Source organism: Maricaulis sp. (genome assembly GCF_034670125.1).
GTDB lineage: Bacteria > Pseudomonadota > Alphaproteobacteria > Caulobacterales > Maricaulaceae > Maricaulis.
In genome coordinates this window covers 121,230-140,083 of the sequence record NZ_JAXMOC010000003.1, presented here as the reverse complement: position 1 = coordinate 140,083, position 18,854 = coordinate 121,230, and the positions used below count along the sequence as shown (strand labels likewise).

Genomic DNA, 18,854 nt, shown 5'->3' with positions numbered 1-18,854 from the left:
AGCGGGGAGGCTTTTTCATGAGTGCCAAGACTTGGATGATTTCGCTGGCCGTTCTGGCCGTGGCCGGGTGTGGTCAGGGCGAAGAGGCCGGGCTGGTCCAGCAGGGCGGTTCGGAGGATTTGCGCGAAAGCGCCGCCGATCTGGTGATCTGGGGTGGACCGATCCACACCGCACGCGATGATCAGCCGATGGTCGAAGCTGTCGCGGTGCTGGACGGGCGTATTGCCTTTGCGGGACCGCAAGAGGCGGCCCAGGCCTGGTTGGGTGAAGAGACCCGTCTGATCGACCTCAATGGCGGGGCGATGTACCCCGGCTTCACCGACAGCCATATCCACGTCTACGGCGTTGGCCAACGCGAGCGCACGCTCAATCTGGACAGTGTCACCTCCATCGACGATCTCGTCGCCAGCGTGGAAGCGGCGATCGCCGACACGCCGGAGGGCGCCACCCTGTCCGGCCGCGGCTGGATCGAAACGCACTGGCCGGAAGGCCGCTTCCCGACACGGCACGACCTTGACCCCGTTTCGCCGGACAATCCGGTCATCTTGCGACGTGCCGACGGTCACGCCCTGGTCGCCAACTCGGCTGCACTCGAGGCTGCGGGTGTGACCCGCGACAGCGTTGCCCCGTCGGGCGGCGAAATCCTGTTTGACGATGCTGGCGAACCGACCGGCATACTGGTCGACACCGCCATGGGCGCGATGGCGCCTTTGGTCGCCACACCCTCCGATGCGGTGATCCGTGACACTTATGCCGAAGGCGCCCGGCGCCTGGTCAGCCTGGGATGGACCGGTGCCCACGACATGTCCGTGCCGTGGACCATGGTGCCGATCATCGAGGATATTGCGGTTGCCGGCGAGCTGCCGCTGCGCAGTTATCTCTCGGTCGGACCGGAAGGTTACGCGCCGCTGGCTGCCGGTGGCCGCCGAGATGTGGCCGACGGCCGCGTCATCACCCGCGCGGTCAAACTCTACATGGATGGCGCGCTCGGTTCGCGCGGCGCAGCCCTGCTGGAGCCCTATGCCGACCGGCCCGAATCGTCCGGCCTCGCCATCGCCGAAGCTGACGAGACCATCGGCACTTTCACCCAGGCCCTGCGCGACGGCATCCAGATGAATGTTCACGCCATCGGCGATCGCGGCAATCGCTATCTTCTGGACTGGGTTGAGGAAGCCCTGGCCCAGGTGCCCGAAGGCGAGCGGTCCATTGCTGACTATCGCTGGCGCGACGAGCACAGCCAGATCGTCAATCCCGCCGATATCCCGCGCTTTGCCGAGCTCGGCGTCATCGCCTCCGTCCAGCCCTCGCACGCCATTGGTGACCTGCACTTTGCACCCGACCGTCTGGGTGATGAACGCCTGGTGGGCGCCTATGCCTGGCAAAGCCTTCTGGATGCCGGCGCGCACCTCACTGGCGGGTCCGATGCACCGGTCGAGCAGGGTGATCCGCGGATCGAATTCTACGCCGCCGTGGCCCGCGCCGACCTGTCCGGCTTCCAGGGCGAGAACTGGCACGCCGAAGAAGCCCTGTCGCGTGAGGACGCCTTGAAGCTCTTCACCGCCTGGCCGGCCTACGCCTCTTTCCGCGAAGACGAGCTGGGCACGATCACGGTCGGCATGCGCGCCGACTTCACGGTCTTCTCCGCCGACATCATGACGATCCCGGAAGCGGAGATTCTCACCGTCGACCCGTGGATGACCGTGGTTGATGGCGAGGTCGTGTATGAAAGCCCGGACAGCTTCCATCACGGGGAGTAGGGAGCGGGGCCGGCGTCTTAGGTCCTCGCCCTTGATGGGCGAGGTGGCTGGGCGCGTCAGCGGCCAGACGGAGTGGGTGAAACCGGTTGGGGCAGGAACGCTGCGCGTTTCACCCGATCCGACCCGGCGCTTCGCGCCGGCCCACCTTCCCCATCAAGGGGAAGGACCTGCCGCGCTCACCTTATCCCCGCCCGCGCACCCCTTTCCTTCTCCCTTGGGAGAAGGTGGCCGGAGGCCGGACGAGGGGGAATTTTCCTGCTTTCACGGGGATTTACCCCTCACCCTGACCCTCTCCCGGGGGAGAGGGAAAGTGCGCTTTGGCAAATAAAATCAGCAAACTTATCCCCACCCCTCGCCACCAGGCGATAATGGCTTTGGTTTTCGGGACGGGAGGCACGAGCTCAGTCACTTGTGCCCGGAAACGAGCGGAGCCTGTCCGCGTGCGGGGATGACAGCCCGACACTCCGGCAGGGCGTGCGACCAGGTCGCGGGGCACTAAACGACCGACCCCATCTACCTGACGCATTGGAATCGGGGTGGAGACAGCCCGGGAAAACTCCCACCTTTTTTTCAACAAAGATTTGGCGGGATGCTTGTCGAAGCCTACCGTTATTAAAATCAGCGCTTTATCGGCTCCGGCCGACATCCCGCTCCCTCCCATCCAAACGCCAGGCGATCGCGCCGTGGCGCCATAGGTGCTGAACGGGGGACAGGTATAATTAACGCGCCACGATGGATCCGCCCGGCGACGCCCGGTCCGCGCGTTAATTATACCTGTCCCCCAGTAGGGGCGGTGAGGTTGCTGAAACCGGTCTGGCCAGCGATGGACCAGGCCCGCGGGCGGGAAGGCTGCTCAACGGGGAACAGAAGCGGCCCTAGTCGAGCTGGAAGGCCAGAAGCAGCGTCCGCTGGGATCCGTTGTAATTATCGTCTGACATCACGAGCAGGAGGGTCCGGTCATCGCGTTCGGTGACAACGATACCCTCGAAATTGTCGACCGCCTTTCCGGCCTCCAGCGTGCCCAGCAGTTCCGGCTCTATGCGCTCGCTCCTATCCAGTGCTGCGGCCGGGAAACGCAGGATGCGGATCCGGTTGCCGATCCCCGACTGCCAGAAGCGTTCGAGCGCATAGACATGGCCATCATGATAATCCAGCGAGGTCAGGCCAAAGTCCGGTTCGGCGGCCAGCTCGGACCGGACCCAGCGTCCATCGCGATGCAGCCAGAGCGGATGGACGCCATCGCTGCCATCCTCGATACCCGCCAGCAGGGCGCCATCGGGCAGGGACGCGAGCCCTTCCATGCCGCCATTGTTGACGAAGTCATCGGCACCCGGCGGTCCCGGAAAGGCTTCGCCGACGCTGTCCAGCTGGCCCCAGTCCTCACCCAGCGCATAGGTATTGATCCGGTGTTCGCGTTCGAAACTGACGGCAAGGACGCCGCCGCCCAGATCGGCGATGGCCTCGCTGTCGGCGGCGGTGCCGACCAGCGGGTTGCCGGTGCGGGAAAGAATGGGGGATATCGAAAAATCACCGACGTAGAGGCTGCCGTCGGCCTCGCTCCAGCCGATCCGGGCCGTCATCCAGTAGGCACTGTCCGACACCGCCAGGAGGCGGGACCCGTCCGGCGACAGGGTCAGGGCCGAGAATCCGCCGAACCGCTCATCCGGGTTGGTCAGCGTGACACCGCCCAGATAGCTCAGCCGATCCAGGTCCGTCCGTTCCGGCGATTGGTCGTAAAGCGGCACGGCCTGGCTGCCGGGTGGTGTCAGGTCGATATCCGGCGAGCAGGCCGCCAACAGAAGCGGGAGGAGGGGAAGAAGCAAAGAGCGCATGGGGCAGACCTTGTTTGCAGCCGTGAGGATTGGGGGGACAGGTATGATTAACGCGTCGCGGTGGCACCTGTCGGCGCGGTCCGATCCGCGCGTTAATCATACCTGTCCCCTAGACCCGCCCGGCGATCGACGCGAAATCCGTGCGGTTCATGGATTGCGGGCCGCTGGAGAAGCCGGCCTTGCCGCCACCATCCTCCTCGAACAGCGCCGCCAGCTGGTCGGTCATGGCGCCGCCGAGTTGTTCGACGTCATTGATGGTCACCGCACGGCGATACCAGCGGGTGACGTCGTGGCCGATACCGATGGCGAGGAGCTCGACTTCCGAGCGGGTCTCGATCATGGCGATGGTTTCGCGCAGATGGCGTTCCAGATAGCCGGCGGAATTGGCCGATTGGGTGCCGTCATCGACCGGCGCGCCGTCGGAGATCACCATCATGATGCGGCGTTGTTCGGGTCGGGCGGCCATGCGCTTCCAGGCCCACATCAGGGCCTCGCCATCGATATTCTCCTTCAACAGGCCTTCGCGCATCATCAGGCCGAGATTGACCCGGGCCCGGCGCCAGGGTGTGTCGGCAGCCTTGTAAATGATGTGGCGCAGATCATTGAGCCGTCCGGGGTGCGGCGGCTTGCCTTCGGCCAGCCATGTCTCCTTCGAGCGTCCGCCCTTCCAGGCCTTGGTGGTGAAGCCGAGGATCTCGGTTTTCACGCCGCACCGCTCCAGCGTGCGGGCCAGAATATCGGCACAGGCGGCCGCGACCATGATCGGCCGGCCGCGCATGGAGCCGGAATTGTCGAGCACCAGGGTGACGATGGTGTCGCGAAACTCGGTATCGCTTTCCTGCTTGTAGGACAGTGGCAAGGTCGGGTCGGCAATCACCCGGGCCAGCCGCGAACCGTCGAGCACGCCTTCCTCGAGGTCGAACTTCCAGGCCCGTTCCTGCTGCGCCATCAGGCGGCGCTGCAGCCGGTTGGCGAGGCGGCCGACGACCTGGTCGAGCCCCTTCAGCGTGTTGTCGAGATATTTGCGCAAGCGCTCCAACTCTTCGCTGTCGCACAGGTCAGACGCCTGGATGACCTCGTCGAATTCGCGGGTGAAGACCTTGTAGGACTTGGCATTGGCATCGCCTGACGGCTGCCAGTTCGGGCGCATGGCGGTCTGGGCCGAGCCTTCATCGTCCATGGCATCGATGCGGGTGTCGGCATCGTCCGTGTCAGCGTTGATTTCCTCCTCATCGCCTGCCGTTCCCGCGGCGTCGGGGGTATCGGGCTGGTCGCCCTGCTGGTCATCGCCCTCGGTATCGTCGCCGGTGCGTTCCTCGCGATCGACGCCTTCATCCTCGTCTTCGGGATTTTCGGATTGCTCGGGGTCGCCGCCCAGCTCGTCGGACAGGTCGAGATCGTGGATCACGGTGCGCAGCAGGTCGGCGAAGGCCGTCTGGTCGTCAGCATTCTCGGCGAGCGCGTCCAGCGACAGTCCGGCGACCGCCTCCATCTGGTCGCGCCAGAGACCCATCAGCCCGTCCGCCTCCTTCGGCGACGGCTGGCCGGTGATGCGTTCGCGGACCAGCAGCGCGAGCGCCTCTTCCATGGGGGCGGACTGACGGTCCTCGACCCGCTGCCAGCCTTTCTGCTTGCAGCGGATGGCCAGCGCCGCGTCCAGATTGGCGGCCATGCCGCGCATGTCGCGGGCCCCCAGGCCTTCAACCCGGGCCTGTTCGGCGGCGTGGAAGATGGCGCGGGCCGTCGCGCCGGGCGGCAGGATGCGGGCATGGGCTGCCTCGTCATGGTGGGCGAGCCGCAGGGCCAGGGCATCGGCCCGTCCACGCACGGCCGCCGCCGCCTCGACGGACGGCTCTATGCCCGGATTGGGCAACACCATGCGCCCGCCCGACAGGCCGGCAATCTCGCCGCCAAAGCGCACGTCGAGCTCGCGGTCGCCGGCAATGGCGCGGGTGGTGATGGACAAGGCGCGCTTGAAGGCGTCCGGATCGGCGGGGGGCTGGCTCATACCGCCAAACCTAGCGGATCGGGCGCGGAAATCGAGCCGTGCCGACCAACCTTTTCCAGTCCGCCGTCCAGCCGCAGCGGACGGGTTTGTAAACCTCTTGCTAACCCAATCGTGGAAAACTGGCCGAAGGGTCCGTACAGGCAAAAATGCCGCGGCGGGCCGGTCAGATGGTGGTGAGTGTCGACGGATGACCTTTTCGGTCCATTCCATGGCCTCCGTGAACTCCGCGCTGCAGCACATGACGATGCTGCAATCGGAAAGTGCCGCAGTGCACGACCGGATCGCGACGGGGCTCAAAGTGGGCAATGCCAGCGATGATGGCACGGTCTGGGCGATGGCCCAGGTCATGCGTGCGGACAATGAGTCTCGCGCCGGCGCCCTCAATTCCATCGATCTGGGGACCGGTGTTGTCGAGACGGCCCTGGCTGCCGCGGAGGGCATTTCCGACCTGATGGTGGAAATGCATGGCAAGCTGGTCGCGGCCACCGATACCACCCTGGACGAACAGGGTTGGCGCAGCCTGATGACCGACTTCATTGAATTGGGAAACCAGGCGACCCGACTGGCGGACAATGCCAGCTTCAATGATCTCAACCTGCTGGAGAGCGGTGGTGAGGACCTGTCTGTCCTGATCGGCAAGAGCCCGGGCAGTACGCTCACGATCGCCGCGGAAGACCTCACCGATGGTGGCGGCATATTCGATGCCGGTCTCGCTGCGAATCTGCCCCAGAGCGACAATTCGATCGTCGTGGCTCAACCAACAGCGGCGGACGTGACGGCTTTCGAAAGCTCGATGACAGATGTGACCTCCGCGGTCTCCCGACTGGGCGTCGGGCTCAAATCCCTGGCGATCCAGAAAGAATTGCTGATCAAGCAGATCGATGTGACCAGCGCCGGCATCGGCAATCTGGTCGATGCAGACCTGGGACGCGAAAGCGCCAAGCTTCAGGCGCTGCAGGTCCGCGAACAGCTTGGCATGCAGGCCCTCGAGGTCGCCAACCGTTCGCCCCGCGTGATCCTGAGCTTCTTCCAGTAACGCCCCGCATTGCCCGACCTGGCCAAGCGCACTATTTCGCTGGCAGGGCTGTTTGCCGGGGGGCGTTTTGTGACCACCATCATCATCGGGGCCGGAATGGCCGGCCTGGCCTGCGCGCGGCATCTCGTTGACTGCGGCGAGACGGTCATCGTGCTCGACAAGGGTCGCGGCCTGGGTGGCCGGCTCGCCACGCGGCGGACCGGGGAGGGCGCGTTCGATCATGGCGCCCAATATGTCACCGCCCGCGACGCCGGCTTCGCCGCCTGGCTTGATCAGGCGGCGAGCCTCGCGGCGGCCGCGCCCTGGCAGCAACTGGGGTTGGAGCAGACCTGGTGGGTCGGCACGCCCGGCATGAGCAAGCTGACCGGCCCGCTGGCCGAGGGGTTGGATATCCGCAAATCCTGTCGAGTCGAGACGGTGCAGCGCTCCGGCAAGGGTTGGGCACTGGCCTGCGAAGGTGGCGGCACGCTTGCGGCCGATCGCCTCGGTGTCGCCATTCCTGCGCCCCAGGCGGCGGCGCTGCTGACCGGAGTGACGCCGCTGGCCGATCCCCTCGATACCGTCCGCTACGCGCCTTGCTGGACGTTGATGGTCTCGCTCGCCGAACCATTGGGGCAGGCACCGCGGGTCTACCGTGCCTCGGACGGTCCCTGCGCCTGGGTTGCCTGCAACTCGACCAAGCCCGGCCGATCAGGCGAGGGTGAAAACTGGGTCATCCAGGCCGGACCGGGCTGGAGCGAGTCCCATTTGGAAGAGGACCCGGAGACCGTCACCCGCCTCCTCCTCGACGCGTTCAGCTCCTGGTCGGGCGGACTGCCGGAGATCCGCCTGAGCCAGGTACACCGCTGGCGGCATGCCCGCGTCCTCAAGGCGCTCGAAGTGCCCTGCCTGTGGGACGTCGAGGCCCGTATCGGGCTGGCCGGCGACTGGTGCCTCGGCCCGCGGGTCGAGGCGGCGTATCTGTCAGGCCGGGCGCTGGCCGGGCAGATGATGGCAGCTCAGAGCCGGTAGTGCTTGGCCAGCAGGCCGATCAGCTCGTCCATCTTCGCCTTCTGTGCAACCGCATCACCGCTCTCAATGGCGTGAGCGACGCAATGACCGGCATGATCGCGCAGGATTTCGCCTTCAACCGCCGCCAGGGCAGACTTCACGGCGGACAATTGCGTCAGCACGTCGATGCAATACCGGTCGTCCTCCAGCATGCGGCCAATGCCACGCACCTGACCTTCAATACGTTTCAGGCGGGCCAGGGATTTCTCCCGGGCTGGGGTGAGGGGTGAGCGGGTTTCGATCATGTCTCTTGTATACCCCTGGGGGGTATGCTAGCGCAAGCCCATGACACGAATGGCTTTCAACGTTCTGCCGGCGCTGGCCGGGCTGCTGGTCGTCTCGGCCTGCGCGACTGTCGATCCGGGCGCGGAGCGCGCGGCGGTGATGACGAGCCTGACCGAACGAACCGGACCGATCGCCGATCCGGTCCTGCCTCGCGAGGGTGAAACCGTCAGCGAAGCCATGGCGGTCAGCCTGGCGCTGGCCAATAATCACAGACTTCTGGCTCGGCTTGACGAGGCTGGCCTGGCAAGGGCTGACCAGGTGATGGCGTCGCGCCCGGTCAATCCGCTGGTCGAGGTCGTGACCCTGCCGGGCGATGGCCATGGCCGCGTCTGGGATGTCGATCTGCGCGCCTCCCTGATGGGAATTGCCGCGACGCCCTGGCGTGCCGCGGCCGCACAGGACCGGTATGAGGCGCAGCAGGCCGAAACCGTCCTGGCCACCGTGAACTTCGTGGCCGATACGCGCCGCGCCTGGGTCGAAGCCGTCGCTGCCAGTCAGCGTCTGGACCTGCAAGCGCGCATTCGTGATGCGGCTGCGGCAAGCCTGGTCGTGGCCGAGGAAATGCGTGCCGCTGGCAATGCACCGGTCCTTGAGCTGGAGCGCGAACGCCTATTCGCCCAGCAGGCCGAGCTGGAATATCTGGAAGCGGAGAACGCCGCCCTTCAGGCCCGTCTCGCGCTGGCACGCCAGCTGGGTGTTGCGGTGTCCGCAGACCAGCTGCCCACGCGGCTGCAACCGGGTGAGGGACCTTTGATCGCGCTGGACCCGCAGATGGCGCTGAATGCCAGCCTGCCGCTGGCCGCCGCCCGTTCCAGTGTCGAGGCCGCGGCCGGGGAGGCTGGACTGGAAAACTGGGCCAGCCTTCTCGAACATGCCGAGCTGGGCGGCGTGTTTGACCGCGAGGACGGCGACTGGTCACGCGGCTGGATGCTGGAATTCGCCCTGCCAATTTTCGATAACGGCACCGCCCGTCGCACGGCGGCGCAGTTGCGCGCGGAACAGGCGATGCATCATCATGCCGCCCTGGCGTATGAAATCCACAATGCGGTGGAGTCGGCCCAAGCGGTGGCGACGCTGGCGCAGCGGCGCGTGACGCATATCGAAGATGACGCCCTGCCGACCAGTGAGCGCCTGATGGATGCGACGATGCGCCAGTATAATGCGATGCAGGTCAGTGTGTTTGACCTGATGGCCGCTGTGCAGATGCGCAGCCGGACTGGCCAGGCCTATGTCGACGCGCTGGCGGACTGGCACCGGGCGCGGATATCGCTTGACCAGATCCGCGCCGGCGGGTCTCCGGCGATGGTGGCGGTCCGCGATACCGGTGAATCAGCTCCGATCCGGGGCGAGGGAGATCACTGATGGCCATTTCCAGACGTGATGCCCTGCTCGCCGGGTCTGCCGGCCTTGCCGCGACCGGTCTGGCCACTGGCTCGGCCTCGGCCCAGGCCGTCGCGCCACGCGCCCACAGTGCCTCGGTGCCGCATGACCGGACCTATTCTCCCGGACGGCCGGGCCGCGATTACACGCCCGTGGTCACACCGGACGGGGCGACGCTGCCCTACCGGATTGTCGACGGGGTGAAGGTCTTCCATCTCATTCCCGAAGAGGTCGAGCATGAATTCGCGCCGGGCCTCAATGCCAAGACCTGGGGCTATAATGGCCGCACGCACGGACCCACGATCGAGGCGGTCGAGGGTGACCGGGTGCGGGTCTATGTCACCAATCGCCTGCCGGCACCGACGACCGTGCACTGGCATGGCGTCATCCTGCCCTCGGGCATGGACGGGGTCGGCGGTCTCAACCAGCGCGCCATCCATCCCGGCGAGACCTTCGTCTATGAGTGGACCTTCCGCCAGCACGGGACCTTCATGTACCACTCTCATCATGACGAGATGACCCAGATGGCGCTGGGCATGATGGGCATGATTGTGGTCCATCCGCGCCAGCGCTCCGGGCCGCGCCCGGATCGCGATTATGCGATCATGCTGTCGGAATGGGTGCTGCATCCCGGTGCCGAACGGCCCGACCCCAACGCGATGGGCGATTTCAACATCCTGACCATGAATGCGCGCTGCTATCCGGGCACCTCGCCGCTCATTGCCGAGCGCGGCGAGCGGGTCCGCATCCGCTTCGGCAATCTGTCGGCCATGGATCATCATCCGATCCATCTGCATGGTTATGCCTTCACCGTCACCGAGACCGATGGCGGCGTGATCCCGGTCTCGGCGCGCCATCCCGACACGACCGTGCTGGTGCCGACCGGGTCGACGCGCACAGTCGACTTCGTCGCCGACAATCCGGGTGACTGGGCCATGCATTGCCACATGACCCATCACGTCATGAACCAGATGGGCCATGGCGTTCCCAATCTCACCGGCGTCAATGCCCGCCGTATCGACCGCGCCGTCGGGGCCCTCCTGCCGACCTATATGACGATGGGCCAGGACGGGATGGGCGAGATGGGCCAGCATATCGAGATGGGCCATATGCCGGTGCCGGAAAACTCCCTGCCCATGGTCGGCGCCCCGGGCCCGCGCGACTACATCACCATGGGCGGCATGTTCACCATATTGAAGGTCCGCGACCGCCTGACCGGCGATGGCGATCCGGGCTGGTATGACAATCCCGAGGGCGAGGCCCGCCCGGCCAGCGCCGATGAACTCAGCCGCGACGGCATAGACACGACGGCTGAGGACGCTCCGGCCTCCGCCAACCCGCATCAAGGACATCAGCCATGATCACACTTCTCGCCACCAGCCTCCTGCTCGCCACCGCCACTACCGATCATCACGGCCACCATGGCGGGCACGCCATGGCCGATGCCGAAGCGATGGCCCAGTCAATCGTTTCGGCGGACGTCCGCACGGTCGATGCCGAAGCCCGCACCACACTCCTGCGCCATGAAGCCATGCCGGAACTGGGCATGGGCGCTATGGTCATGCCGTTTGCGATCGATGATGGCGTGGATATCGCGCTGTTCCAGCCGGGAGCCGCGCTGATGGTCACGGTGACGCGCCGTGACGGCGAATTGGTGGTGATCGCGGCCGAAGTGGATGAGAGCGCTGGCTAGGGCGCTCCCGCGGCCTCTTCCGTATCCCGGGCAGGCCAGCTGAGCACGTCCTGCAAAGGGATTTGGCTCGGCCCTGCGATGGACCATTGCGATGGTAGGTGGCTGAAATCGACCACGCCGTCGCGAACCGGGAAGGGCGGCATCAGCGCGTAAATTTCGCTATCGCGCTCGAAACCGAGGGCTTCGCGAAAAAGCACAAAGGCGCCGCCGCTTTGACAGTGTGTCAGGGCCTCGCTCGCGAGCTCATCGCGCTGATGGAATTTCACGATCGTGTCGTCCTCGAGATAGCTGAAACGCGCGACAGGCCTCATGCCGCTGAAGCCGGCCATGTAGACCTCATCGTAGAGCACCTCGTCGGGGTCATGCTCGCAGGTCGCGAAGGTGACGACTTCCGGCGTGCCGAACGCGGCCAGAATACTGGAAACGGGCGTTTCCTGAAGAAAACCGGCATTCGGGTTCTCAACCAGATAGCGCACACCCTCCAGCCAGAGATCATCCTCGCGCGTGATCAGTCGGTAATTGAGCCCGAAGCGTCTGTCCCAAGCGTCCGGGTTGCCGCGCATGATCAGGAAGGTCTCGCCGATCTCGAAGCTGGGCGTTTTCCCGCCACAGGATATCAGGATGAGATCCTCCGCGCCTTCGGCAGGAACGGCCTCCGCTGCCCCCATTCCGGCCTGGGCGTAGGGGGACATGGAGTGGAAGCTCGACCAGTCCCGGTGTCCGGCGTCGGCGAGCTGGTGCGCCCAGTTGTGCCGGGTCATGTTGGTCACTTCAACGTTGCAGGCACGCGTGTACAGGGACTGACCCTGCTCCAGGCATGAGACGGTTGGCGGGTCCGAAAACGGTGTGGCGCCGCGTTGGACGATCCGACTTAGATCAGGGCCTCGCAGCACCTCCACGACGTCGAATTTATAGTCGAATAGAGGCTCCAGATCGGGATAGGGCTGTTCGTCTTCCGGCGCGCGGGCAGCTGAAACCGCCCGGGCCAGATAAATCTCCGGATACAATCCCACGAAGTTTGCCATGGTAGGCTCGTAGGCTGGATTGCCGAGCCACGCTCGGCAGGCCGAGGCCGGGCCGGTTGTAACGCAACCGATCAGAAGGGCGACCCCCAGGCACAAGCGCTTCATTGACATCCCCTTTTTTGAGGATGCTAGAACAACGCATGCGCGAGCGAAAGAAGCCCGCCCCTAAGCCGCGCTCACGCTCTTCACCGGCGCTTCCGGCAGATCGACACCGAACACCCGCTGATACATTTCGGCGATGACCGGGCGTTCCAGTTCGTCGCACTTGTTCAGGAAGGTGAGGCGGAAGGCCATGCCGAGATCGCCGAAGATTTCCTGGTTCTCGGCCCAGGTCAGCACGGTACGCGGGCTCATCACGGTGGAGATGTCACCATTGATGAAGGCTTCGCGGGTGAGGTCGGCGACCTTGACCATGTCCTCGACCTGTTTGCGGCCCTCGTCCGAGCCGGCCAGTGATTTCATCTTGGCCAGCACGATGGCGTTCTCGGTCTCGCGCGGCAGATAGTTCAGCGTGGCGACGATCGACCAGCGGTCCATCTGGCCCTGATTGATCTGCTGGGTACCGTGATAGAGGCCGGTCGTATCACCCAGACCGATCGTGTTGGTCGTGGCGAACAGGCGGAAGGACGGGTGCGGCCGGATGACCTTGGTCTGGTCCAAAAGGGTCAGCGAGCCCGAGGCTTCCAGCACGCGCTGGATCACGAACATCACGTCGGGACGGCCGGCGTCGTACTCATCAAACAGGAGAGCGACCGGGCGCTGCAGGGCCCAGGGCAGGATGCCTTCCTGGAATTCGGTGATCTGCTTGCCATCCTTCAGCACGATGGCGTCCTTGCCGACCATGTCGATGCGGCTGACATGGCTGTCCAGATTGACCCGCACCATCGGCCAATTGAGGCGCGCCGCGACCTGCTCGATATGGGTCGACTTGCCGGTGCCGTGATAGCCCTGGACCATGACGCGGCGATTGAAGGCGAAGCCGGACAGGATGGCGCGCGTGGTCGCCGGGTCGAAGACATAGTCCGGATCGAGAATGGGCGTGTGTTCGTCCGGCGTCGAGAACATCGCCACCTCAAAGCCCGGATCGAAGCCGAACAGGGTCTGGCAGTCGGCTTTGGCGTCAGGCACGGAAAGGGGGAAACTATCGCTCATGGGTATCGTCTTGCTGGCAAAGGACTGGTGTTGGTCGCTCGATCCACAGCTACAGCAGAGCGCGGGTCGAGGAAAGGGAAGGGCGGCGGGATCGCTGTTTTCGGTTGCGACCCTTTGATTCAGAGTTGTTTCAGATAGATCTGATCTACTGGCTGGCAAGAACTTCCGGTCAGCCCTGTCTGACGTCACTAGGGACACAGTCGCGATGGGTCAGTCCTTGCCATCCGGACAGGTGCATGAGCGCCGTCAGCAACCCCGCTTCCGCGTCGGCGTGCGTGGACGGGTCTGGAATGATGAAGGGGCGCCGGCGCGGTGCCTGATTGTCGACCTGTCGATCACCGGAGCCTGTGTCGAAGCGACGACCGTTCCGTTGGTCGGCGCGCGGATCGAGCTGGATGTGCCCACCGTGGGGCGGCTTCGTGGCCGCGTGGTGCGCTCGGACCCGTTTGATTTCGGCGCCGTCTTCGAGGCTGATATCCTGCTGCAGCAGAAACTGGTCGAACGCCTGGCCCGATTTGCGGCGGCCGAAGCTGATGCGGATGGCGAGGAGCGACGCTTTGTGCCGCGCGAACGGGGTTACGGCCCGGCTTTGGTCACGCTGTCCGGCAAGCCGGCGAAGGCCCTGCCGATCCTTGATCGCTCCCATACCGGCGCTGCCTTCGTTACCGCCGAGCGCCCCGCTATCGGCTCTGTGGCGATGGTCAATGCCCACCCGGCCCGGGTGGTCCGTCATTTCCGGCACGGGTTCGCGGTGGTGTTCGAATACGACCTCGACGCCAAACAGGTGTCAGCGGACCGGGCCTAGGCCATACCCGCGCTTTTCAGGATCTGGTAGGAGGCTATGACGCGGCCCAGCTGCTCCTCGCTGGAGCGGTCGCCGCCATTGGCGTCCGGGTGCAACTGCTTGACCAGTTCGGCATAACGTTTGCGCACGGTTGAGGGATCGACATCGGGGTCGAGCGACATTGTTTCCAGCGCCTTGGTCTGCAACCGGCCCATCGATTTTTCGCGCGGCGCTTCCTTGTGCGGGTCCTTGCGGTCGCCGAACATGCCGTAGGGATCATTGAAGCCGTCGGCGAAATCGCGGCTGGCCCGAGCCGCCTTGGCCGAGGCAGAATGGGTGTTCTTCCAGCCCCAGGTCGGACGGTGTCCATAGGCGGCGCTCTCGCGGAAGGACTGGGCGGCGTTCTCGCTCATGCCCTCGAAGAAATTCCACGACTTGTTGTATTCCGAGGCATGGCTCTGGCAGAACCAGTAGAAGTCATTCAGCCGGTCATTGGCCTTGGGGGCCCGGCTGTTGCCGTGCTTCTTGCAACCCGGCCATTCACAGACACGCTCCTCCGGTGCCGGCTCGTCCTTGGGCGGCTTGATGCGGATGTCTTTGAACCGCGGTTTGTAATTGTATGCTTCTGACATGATCCCCAATTATGGTCATGCGTCCGTAAAGCGGCAATGAAGCCGGTGAACAAAGAGGTGTGAATATGGGTGATGTCGCAGTCCGCATCGAGGCCAAACTGCAAAACGCGTTCACGCCCAGTATGTTGACCGTCACTGATGACAGTCACCTGCATGCCGGGCATGCCGGTGCCCGACCCGGTGGCGAGAGCCATTTCACCGTCGATATCGCCGCAAGCCGGTTCGACGGGCTGTCACGGGTGGCCTGTCACCGCCTGATCAACGAGGTGCTGGCAGACGAGCTGGCGGGCGAGGTGCACGCCCTGGTGATCCGCGCGCGGGGAAGCCGCGAATAAGGTGTGTCCTTGCCATACCCGTCCCAATGCCGGGGCGAGCTGCGTAAGGGTCCGGGGATGACAACATGACGCTTTGCCTGCGGCGGGTCGCACTGCCTGTTCTTCAGACACTGGCCCTGGCGGTCCTGGTCTCGGCGTGCTCGACCCGCTTTGATGCGCCGTCCAGCCTGTCCTCCTCCGAACAGTTGATCGCCGGCGAGCGACGCCTGCTCGCGGTCGAGGAATATGCCGACGGTCCGGCATTGGCCGCGATGGGGCGGCTGTATCTGCCGCCGGTCACGCTTGCGACCGGTGCGGATCTGGATCCGGACATCACCCCGGCGCGGCTCAATGATGTCCGCCGCCAGCTGTCGCGCGATCTGTGTCAGCGCCTGGCGCGGGCCGGCTTCGACGTGCGTCCTGCCATCGATCCGGCCGAAACCGAGACGCGCCTTGATGGCGAAGTCCGCGCCGCGATCAATGGCATCCGGCGCAACAATGTCGCGACTACCGGTTTGTCGCGCCTGATCGGCGTGGCTGTGCCCGGACCGCTCAATCCGCGCGTACCGCTGGGCATCGGCGCGTTGGGCGTCGAGGCCGAAATCCTGGACCGTTCCGGACAACAGGTCGCCGCGATTCGCTGGGCGTCACAGAACCACCTGGCATCGGGGGGCGGAGTGACAACGATTCTCGACGGAACCGACGCCTTCTCCGACCTGGCCGACGTGATGGACCTGTCGAGTGTCTTTGCAGACGCCCTGGGCGATCTCGTCGAGGAAGCCCGCGATGATCAGGGCGCGGTCGAGGCCGACACACCGCGTGGGACATGTGATGCCTATCGCGACCTCATCGACGGCGAGACGCCTGGCGGCACCTGACTGTCGGCGCTTATCCCGTTGCTGTTGGCCGGTCCGGGGCCGCGACCTCGACATCGTCCGGACTGACCGAGACCCGCAACTTGGTGATCTGGTTACGCCGTCGCTCGACGACTTCGAAGCGGGCGCCATGGAAGCCGAAAACCTGGCCGCGCTCGGGAATGGTCTGCGCTTCGTGAATGACCAGGCCGGCGATGGTGACGGCCTCCTCGTCCGGCAGTTCCCAGTCCAGCGCCCGGTTGAGGTCCCGGATCGGCAGGTCTCCATCGACCAGCCAGATGCCGTCCCCGTCCGGCTGGATGCCCTCCACTGCAACGTCATGTTCGTCCTCGATGGCGCCGACGATCTCCTCGAGAATGTCTTCCAGCGTCACCAGGCCCATCAGGGCGCCATACTCGTCGACGACGAGCGCGAAGTGCTCGCGCTTCTCGCGGAAGGCGTTGAGCTGGTCGAGGACTTCCGTGGTTTCCGGTACGAACCAGGCGTCCCGGCGCAAGGCCGCGATGTCGATGACCGAGGCGTTGCCATCGGCGTCGTGCAGGGCCCGAGCAATGTCGCGGACATGCAGGATGCCGACGATGTTTTCAGTGTCGCCCTGGTAGATCGGCAGACGCGTATGGGGGGAGTGAAGGGCCTCGGTGACGATGGCTTCCGACGGCTTGTCGGCATCGATCATCACGATCGATTTGCGATGGACCATGATGTCGTCAACGGTCAGGTCGCGCAGGTCGAGCACGCCGCCCAGCATGTCGCGGTCATCCTTGACCACGCCGCCTTCTTCGTGATGCAGCGCGATCGCGCCTCTCAGCTCGTCATGTGACGACAGCACGGGTCCGTCCACATTGGCGCCGAACATGCGCAGCACGTTGCGGACCACGAACTGGACCGCCCCGACCAGGGGCGCGAAGACCCGGACCACGATCAGGATCGGCCGTGAAACCGCCAGCGCGAACCGCTCGGGATTGGACAGGGCGTAGGTTTTCGGCATCACTTCAGCGAAGACCAGTACCAGGATGGTCATTACCAGCGTTGCCCAGACGACGCTGTTGCCGCCCAGCAGGGTCTCGAACAACTGGCCGGCGATCATCGACGCCAGGATGTTGACGAGATTGTTGCCGAGCAGGATCGAGCCGAGCAGGCCCTCCCCGTCGGAAATGAGGATGTTGACCCGTGCCGCGGCCGGGTTCTTGTCGCGTTCGAGCTGCAGCATCCGGGCGCGGGAGGTCGCGGTCAGCGATGTTTCCGACCCGGAAAAGAAGGCTGACAGCATAAGCAGGCCGACAATGGTGAGGGCCGGTCCGATGATCGTCCAGTCGAGGCTCATGAGAGCTGTGTCTCCATAAAGGTGAGAAGGTCGGCTTCATCGACCGCCGGGTCAATGAAAGCGTCGCCGATGGCACGGGCGAGGATCAGGGTGATATGGCCGTCGCGGTTCTTCTTGTCGTCGCGCATACGGGCGACAAGGCTGGCCGCATCCCAGTCCGCATGCGCCAGCTCGCCGGGGCTGGCGGGCAGCCCGACGGTGCGCAAATGGGCAATGACACGCGCCGCATCATCGGCGCGGCAGTCGCCGCGATGGACCGAATAGGCGAAGGCCAGGGCGGTTCCGACGGCGACCGCTTCGCCGTGACGGATCGCATCCCTGGGCGCATCAGCCTCGAAGGCGTGGCCGAAAGTATGGCCCAGATTGAGCAGTGCGCGGACACCGGCCTCGCGCTCGTCTGCGGCAACGATGCGGGCCTTGAATGCAATGGCGGCTGCGACCGCGGCGTCCAGACCGGTCCCGTCCAGCACGTCCGCGCCCGCCGCTTCCAGCTGCTGGAAGAGCGGCGCGTCACCGATCAGGGCTGCCTTGACGATCTCGGCATAACCGGAGCGACGCTCGCGCCCGGGCAGCGTGGCCAACAGGTCGCGATCGGCGATCACCAGCCCGGGCTGGTGGAAGCTGCCGGCGAAATTCTTGCCCTGGCGGGTGTTGATGCCGGTCTTGCCACCGACCGAACTGTCGACCTGCGACAGCAGTGTGGTCGGGATCTGGATGAAATTGACGCCGCGTTTGGTCACCGCGGCTGCGAAACCGGTGAGGTCGCCAATAACGCCGCCGCCCAACGCGATCACCGCTTCGGACCGCTCGATGTTCAGGTCGAGAAACGCGTCGACAACCGCTTCCAGCCCGGCCCAGCTCTTCGACGTTTCGCCCGGCTCGACGATAACCGGCTCGACGCGCAGACCGGCAGCGGCGAGGTGCGCCGAAACAGTATCGAGGTGCAGGGCGGCGACCGTCCGGTCTGTCACCAGGATGGCGCGGCCACGCGGGAAGTGCGCGACCAGTTCCGCACGGGCTGCCGCAAGGGCTCCCCGGCCGACCAGCACGTCATAGGCGCGATCGCCCAGGCCGACGGCTACCCGCAAAATTTCGCTCACGCCTTTGCCTCCCGGCCTTCCAGTGCCTGCAATATGGTGTCGAGCGTGATCTGGTGCGAGCCGCCGGACGCATCGACATGGATGTCGGCCTGTGCATACGCGGCCTGCCGCTTGTTGAGCAAGTTCTGCAGCACGGTTTCCGGGTCTTCGTCACGCAGCAGGGGGCGGGTGTCGCGGCGGGCGACGCGTTGCACCAGGGTTTCGACATCGGCCTGCAGCCAGATCGAGATGGCATCCGCCTTGACCCGTGCGCGGGTCTCGTCATCCACAAAGGCGCCTCCACCCAGCGCCAGGACCATGGGGGGCTCTTCCAGCAAGCGGGCGATGACCTTGCGCTCGCCATCACGGAAGGCGTGCTCGCCAAAGTCCTCGAAAATCTCGGAGACACTGCGTCCGGCGGCCTTCTCGACTTCCTCGTCGGCGTCGCGGAACTGCAGTTTCAGGGCATGCGCCAGGCGGCGACCGACAGTGGTCTTGCCGACACCCATCAATCCGATGAGCACGAGCGATTTCCGCAGTTTGAAGGCGTAGGACATGCTAGCGGTATAAACGGTCTGGAAATCGCCGCAATCAGGGTTAGGCTCGTACGCTGTTTGACCCGCAGCTG

18 protein-coding genes are annotated in these 18,854 nt (G+C 65.1%); 9 read left to right on the top strand and 9 right to left on the bottom strand.

Annotation, left to right across the window (positions count from 1 at the left end; translation table 11 throughout):
• Positions 1-17 precede the first annotated feature (17 nt).
• Positions 18-1,757 (top strand): amidohydrolase, encoded by a 1,740-nt coding sequence (locus tag VOI18_RS06840; protein ID WP_323761653.1) that lies wholly within the window; start codon positions 18-20, stop codon positions 1,755-1,757.
• Between the two features lie 875 nt (positions 1,758-2,632).
• Here VOI18_RS06840 and VOI18_RS06835 read toward each other — a convergent pair.
• Both VOI18_RS06835 and cobT read right to left on the bottom strand, forming a co-directional pair.
• The gene (locus VOI18_RS06835; RefSeq protein WP_323761652.1) at positions 2,633-3,589 is read right to left on the bottom strand and encodes an esterase-like activity of phytase family protein; all 957 of its coding nucleotides are present in this window, start codon (positions 3,587-3,589) and stop codon (positions 2,633-2,635) included.
• A 109-nt stretch (positions 3,590-3,698) separates the two neighbouring features.
• Positions 3,699-5,597, bottom strand: a complete 1,899-nt coding sequence (gene cobT, locus VOI18_RS06830; RefSeq protein ID WP_323761651.1) for a cobaltochelatase subunit CobT — start codon at positions 5,595-5,597, stop codon at positions 3,699-3,701.
• Positions 5,598-5,784: 187 nt separating this feature from the next.
• Between cobT and VOI18_RS06825 the strand changes: the two genes are divergently transcribed.
• Positions 5,785-6,633 (top strand): flagellin, encoded by an 849-nt coding sequence (locus VOI18_RS06825; RefSeq protein ID WP_323761650.1) that lies wholly within the window; start codon positions 5,785-5,787, stop codon positions 6,631-6,633.
• 69 nt (positions 6,634-6,702) lie between these two features.
• The gene (locus tag VOI18_RS06820) at positions 6,703-7,644 is read left to right on the top strand and encodes an NAD(P)/FAD-dependent oxidoreductase (RefSeq protein ID WP_323761649.1); all 942 of its coding nucleotides are present in this window, start codon (positions 6,703-6,705) and stop codon (positions 7,642-7,644) included.
• Here VOI18_RS06820 and VOI18_RS06815 read toward each other — a convergent pair.
• A complete protein-coding gene (locus VOI18_RS06815; protein WP_323761648.1) occupies positions 7,632-7,928 on the bottom strand; it encodes a metal-sensitive transcriptional regulator in 297 nt (98 codons plus the stop codon). The two genes, VOI18_RS06820 and VOI18_RS06815, sit on opposite strands and share 13 nt — an antisense overlap.
• Before the next feature lie 40 nt (positions 7,929-7,968).
• On the opposite strand from VOI18_RS06815, the gene VOI18_RS06810 reads away from it, so the two are divergent.
• From VOI18_RS06810 to VOI18_RS06800, 3 genes are read left to right on the top strand one after another with little or no spacing between them, the layout of a single operon-like run.
• A complete protein-coding gene (locus VOI18_RS06810) occupies positions 7,969-9,330 on the top strand; it encodes a TolC family protein (RefSeq protein ID WP_323761647.1) in 1,362 nt (453 codons plus the stop codon).
• Complete coding sequence (locus tag VOI18_RS06805) at positions 9,330-10,709, top strand: copper oxidase (protein ID WP_323761646.1); 1,380 nt, start codon at positions 9,330-9,332, stop codon at positions 10,707-10,709. Before VOI18_RS06810 ends, VOI18_RS06805 begins: the two co-directional genes overlap by 1 nt.
• Positions 10,706-11,041 carry a copper-binding protein gene (locus tag VOI18_RS06800; RefSeq protein WP_323761645.1) on the top strand — a complete coding sequence of 112 codons (336 nt, stop codon included), beginning with the start codon at positions 10,706-10,708 and terminating at the stop codon, positions 11,039-11,041. The genes VOI18_RS06805 and VOI18_RS06800 overlap by 4 nt, the downstream gene beginning before the upstream one ends.
• Here VOI18_RS06800 and VOI18_RS06795 read toward each other — a convergent pair.
• Positions 11,038-12,066 carry a hypothetical protein gene (locus tag VOI18_RS06795; RefSeq protein ID WP_323761644.1) on the bottom strand — a complete coding sequence of 343 codons (1,029 nt, stop codon included), beginning with the start codon at positions 12,064-12,066 and terminating at the stop codon, positions 11,038-11,040. The genes VOI18_RS06800 and VOI18_RS06795 overlap by 4 nt on opposite strands.
• 165 nt (positions 12,067-12,231) lie before the next feature.
• Positions 12,232-13,218, bottom strand: coding sequence for a cobaltochelatase subunit CobS (gene cobS / locus VOI18_RS06790; protein ID WP_323761643.1), 987 nt, complete (start codon positions 13,216-13,218; stop codon positions 12,232-12,234).
• Positions 13,219-13,423: 205 nt separating this feature from the next.
• Here cobS and VOI18_RS06785 point away from each other — a divergent pair, with 205 nt between their 5' ends.
• Entirely contained in the window at positions 13,424-14,023 is a 600-nt protein-coding gene (locus VOI18_RS06785) for a PilZ domain-containing protein (protein ID WP_323761642.1), read from the top strand.
• Here VOI18_RS06785 and VOI18_RS06780 read toward each other — a convergent pair.
• Positions 14,020-14,634, bottom strand: coding sequence for a J domain-containing protein (locus VOI18_RS06780; RefSeq protein ID WP_323761641.1), 615 nt, complete (start codon positions 14,632-14,634; stop codon positions 14,020-14,022). The two genes, VOI18_RS06785 and VOI18_RS06780, sit on opposite strands and share 4 nt — an antisense overlap.
• 65 nt (positions 14,635-14,699) lie before the next feature.
• Here VOI18_RS06780 and VOI18_RS06775 point away from each other — a divergent pair, with 65 nt between their 5' ends.
• Both VOI18_RS06775 and VOI18_RS06770 read left to right on the top strand, forming a co-directional pair.
• Positions 14,700-14,969 (top strand): BolA family protein, encoded by a 270-nt coding sequence (locus VOI18_RS06775; protein WP_323761640.1) that lies wholly within the window; start codon positions 14,700-14,702, stop codon positions 14,967-14,969.
• A gap of 65 nt (positions 14,970-15,034) precedes the next feature.
• The gene (locus VOI18_RS06770) at positions 15,035-15,826 is read left to right on the top strand and encodes a DUF3313 family protein (RefSeq protein WP_323761639.1); all 792 of its coding nucleotides are present in this window, start codon (positions 15,035-15,037) and stop codon (positions 15,824-15,826) included.
• A 10-nt stretch (positions 15,827-15,836) separates the two neighbouring features.
• On the opposite strand, the gene VOI18_RS06765 is transcribed toward VOI18_RS06770, so the two are convergent.
• Genes VOI18_RS06765 through VOI18_RS06755 form a run of 3 tightly spaced genes read right to left on the bottom strand, consistent with a single transcriptional unit; the run spans position 15,837 to position 18,783 of the window.
• A complete protein-coding gene (locus VOI18_RS06765; protein WP_323761638.1) occupies positions 15,837-17,147 on the bottom strand; it encodes an HlyC/CorC family transporter in 1,311 nt (436 codons plus the stop codon).
• Positions 17,144-18,247: a 3-dehydroquinate synthase gene (aroB, locus tag VOI18_RS06760; RefSeq protein WP_323761637.1), complete on the bottom strand. Its 1,104-nt coding sequence runs from the start codon at positions 18,245-18,247 to the stop codon at positions 17,144-17,146. The genes VOI18_RS06765 and aroB overlap by 4 nt, the downstream gene beginning before the upstream one ends.
• Positions 18,244-18,783 (bottom strand): shikimate kinase, encoded by a 540-nt coding sequence (locus VOI18_RS06755; protein WP_323761636.1) that lies wholly within the window; start codon positions 18,781-18,783, stop codon positions 18,244-18,246. The genes aroB and VOI18_RS06755 overlap by 4 nt, the downstream gene beginning before the upstream one ends.
• Between the last annotated feature and the right edge of the window lie 71 nt (positions 18,784-18,854).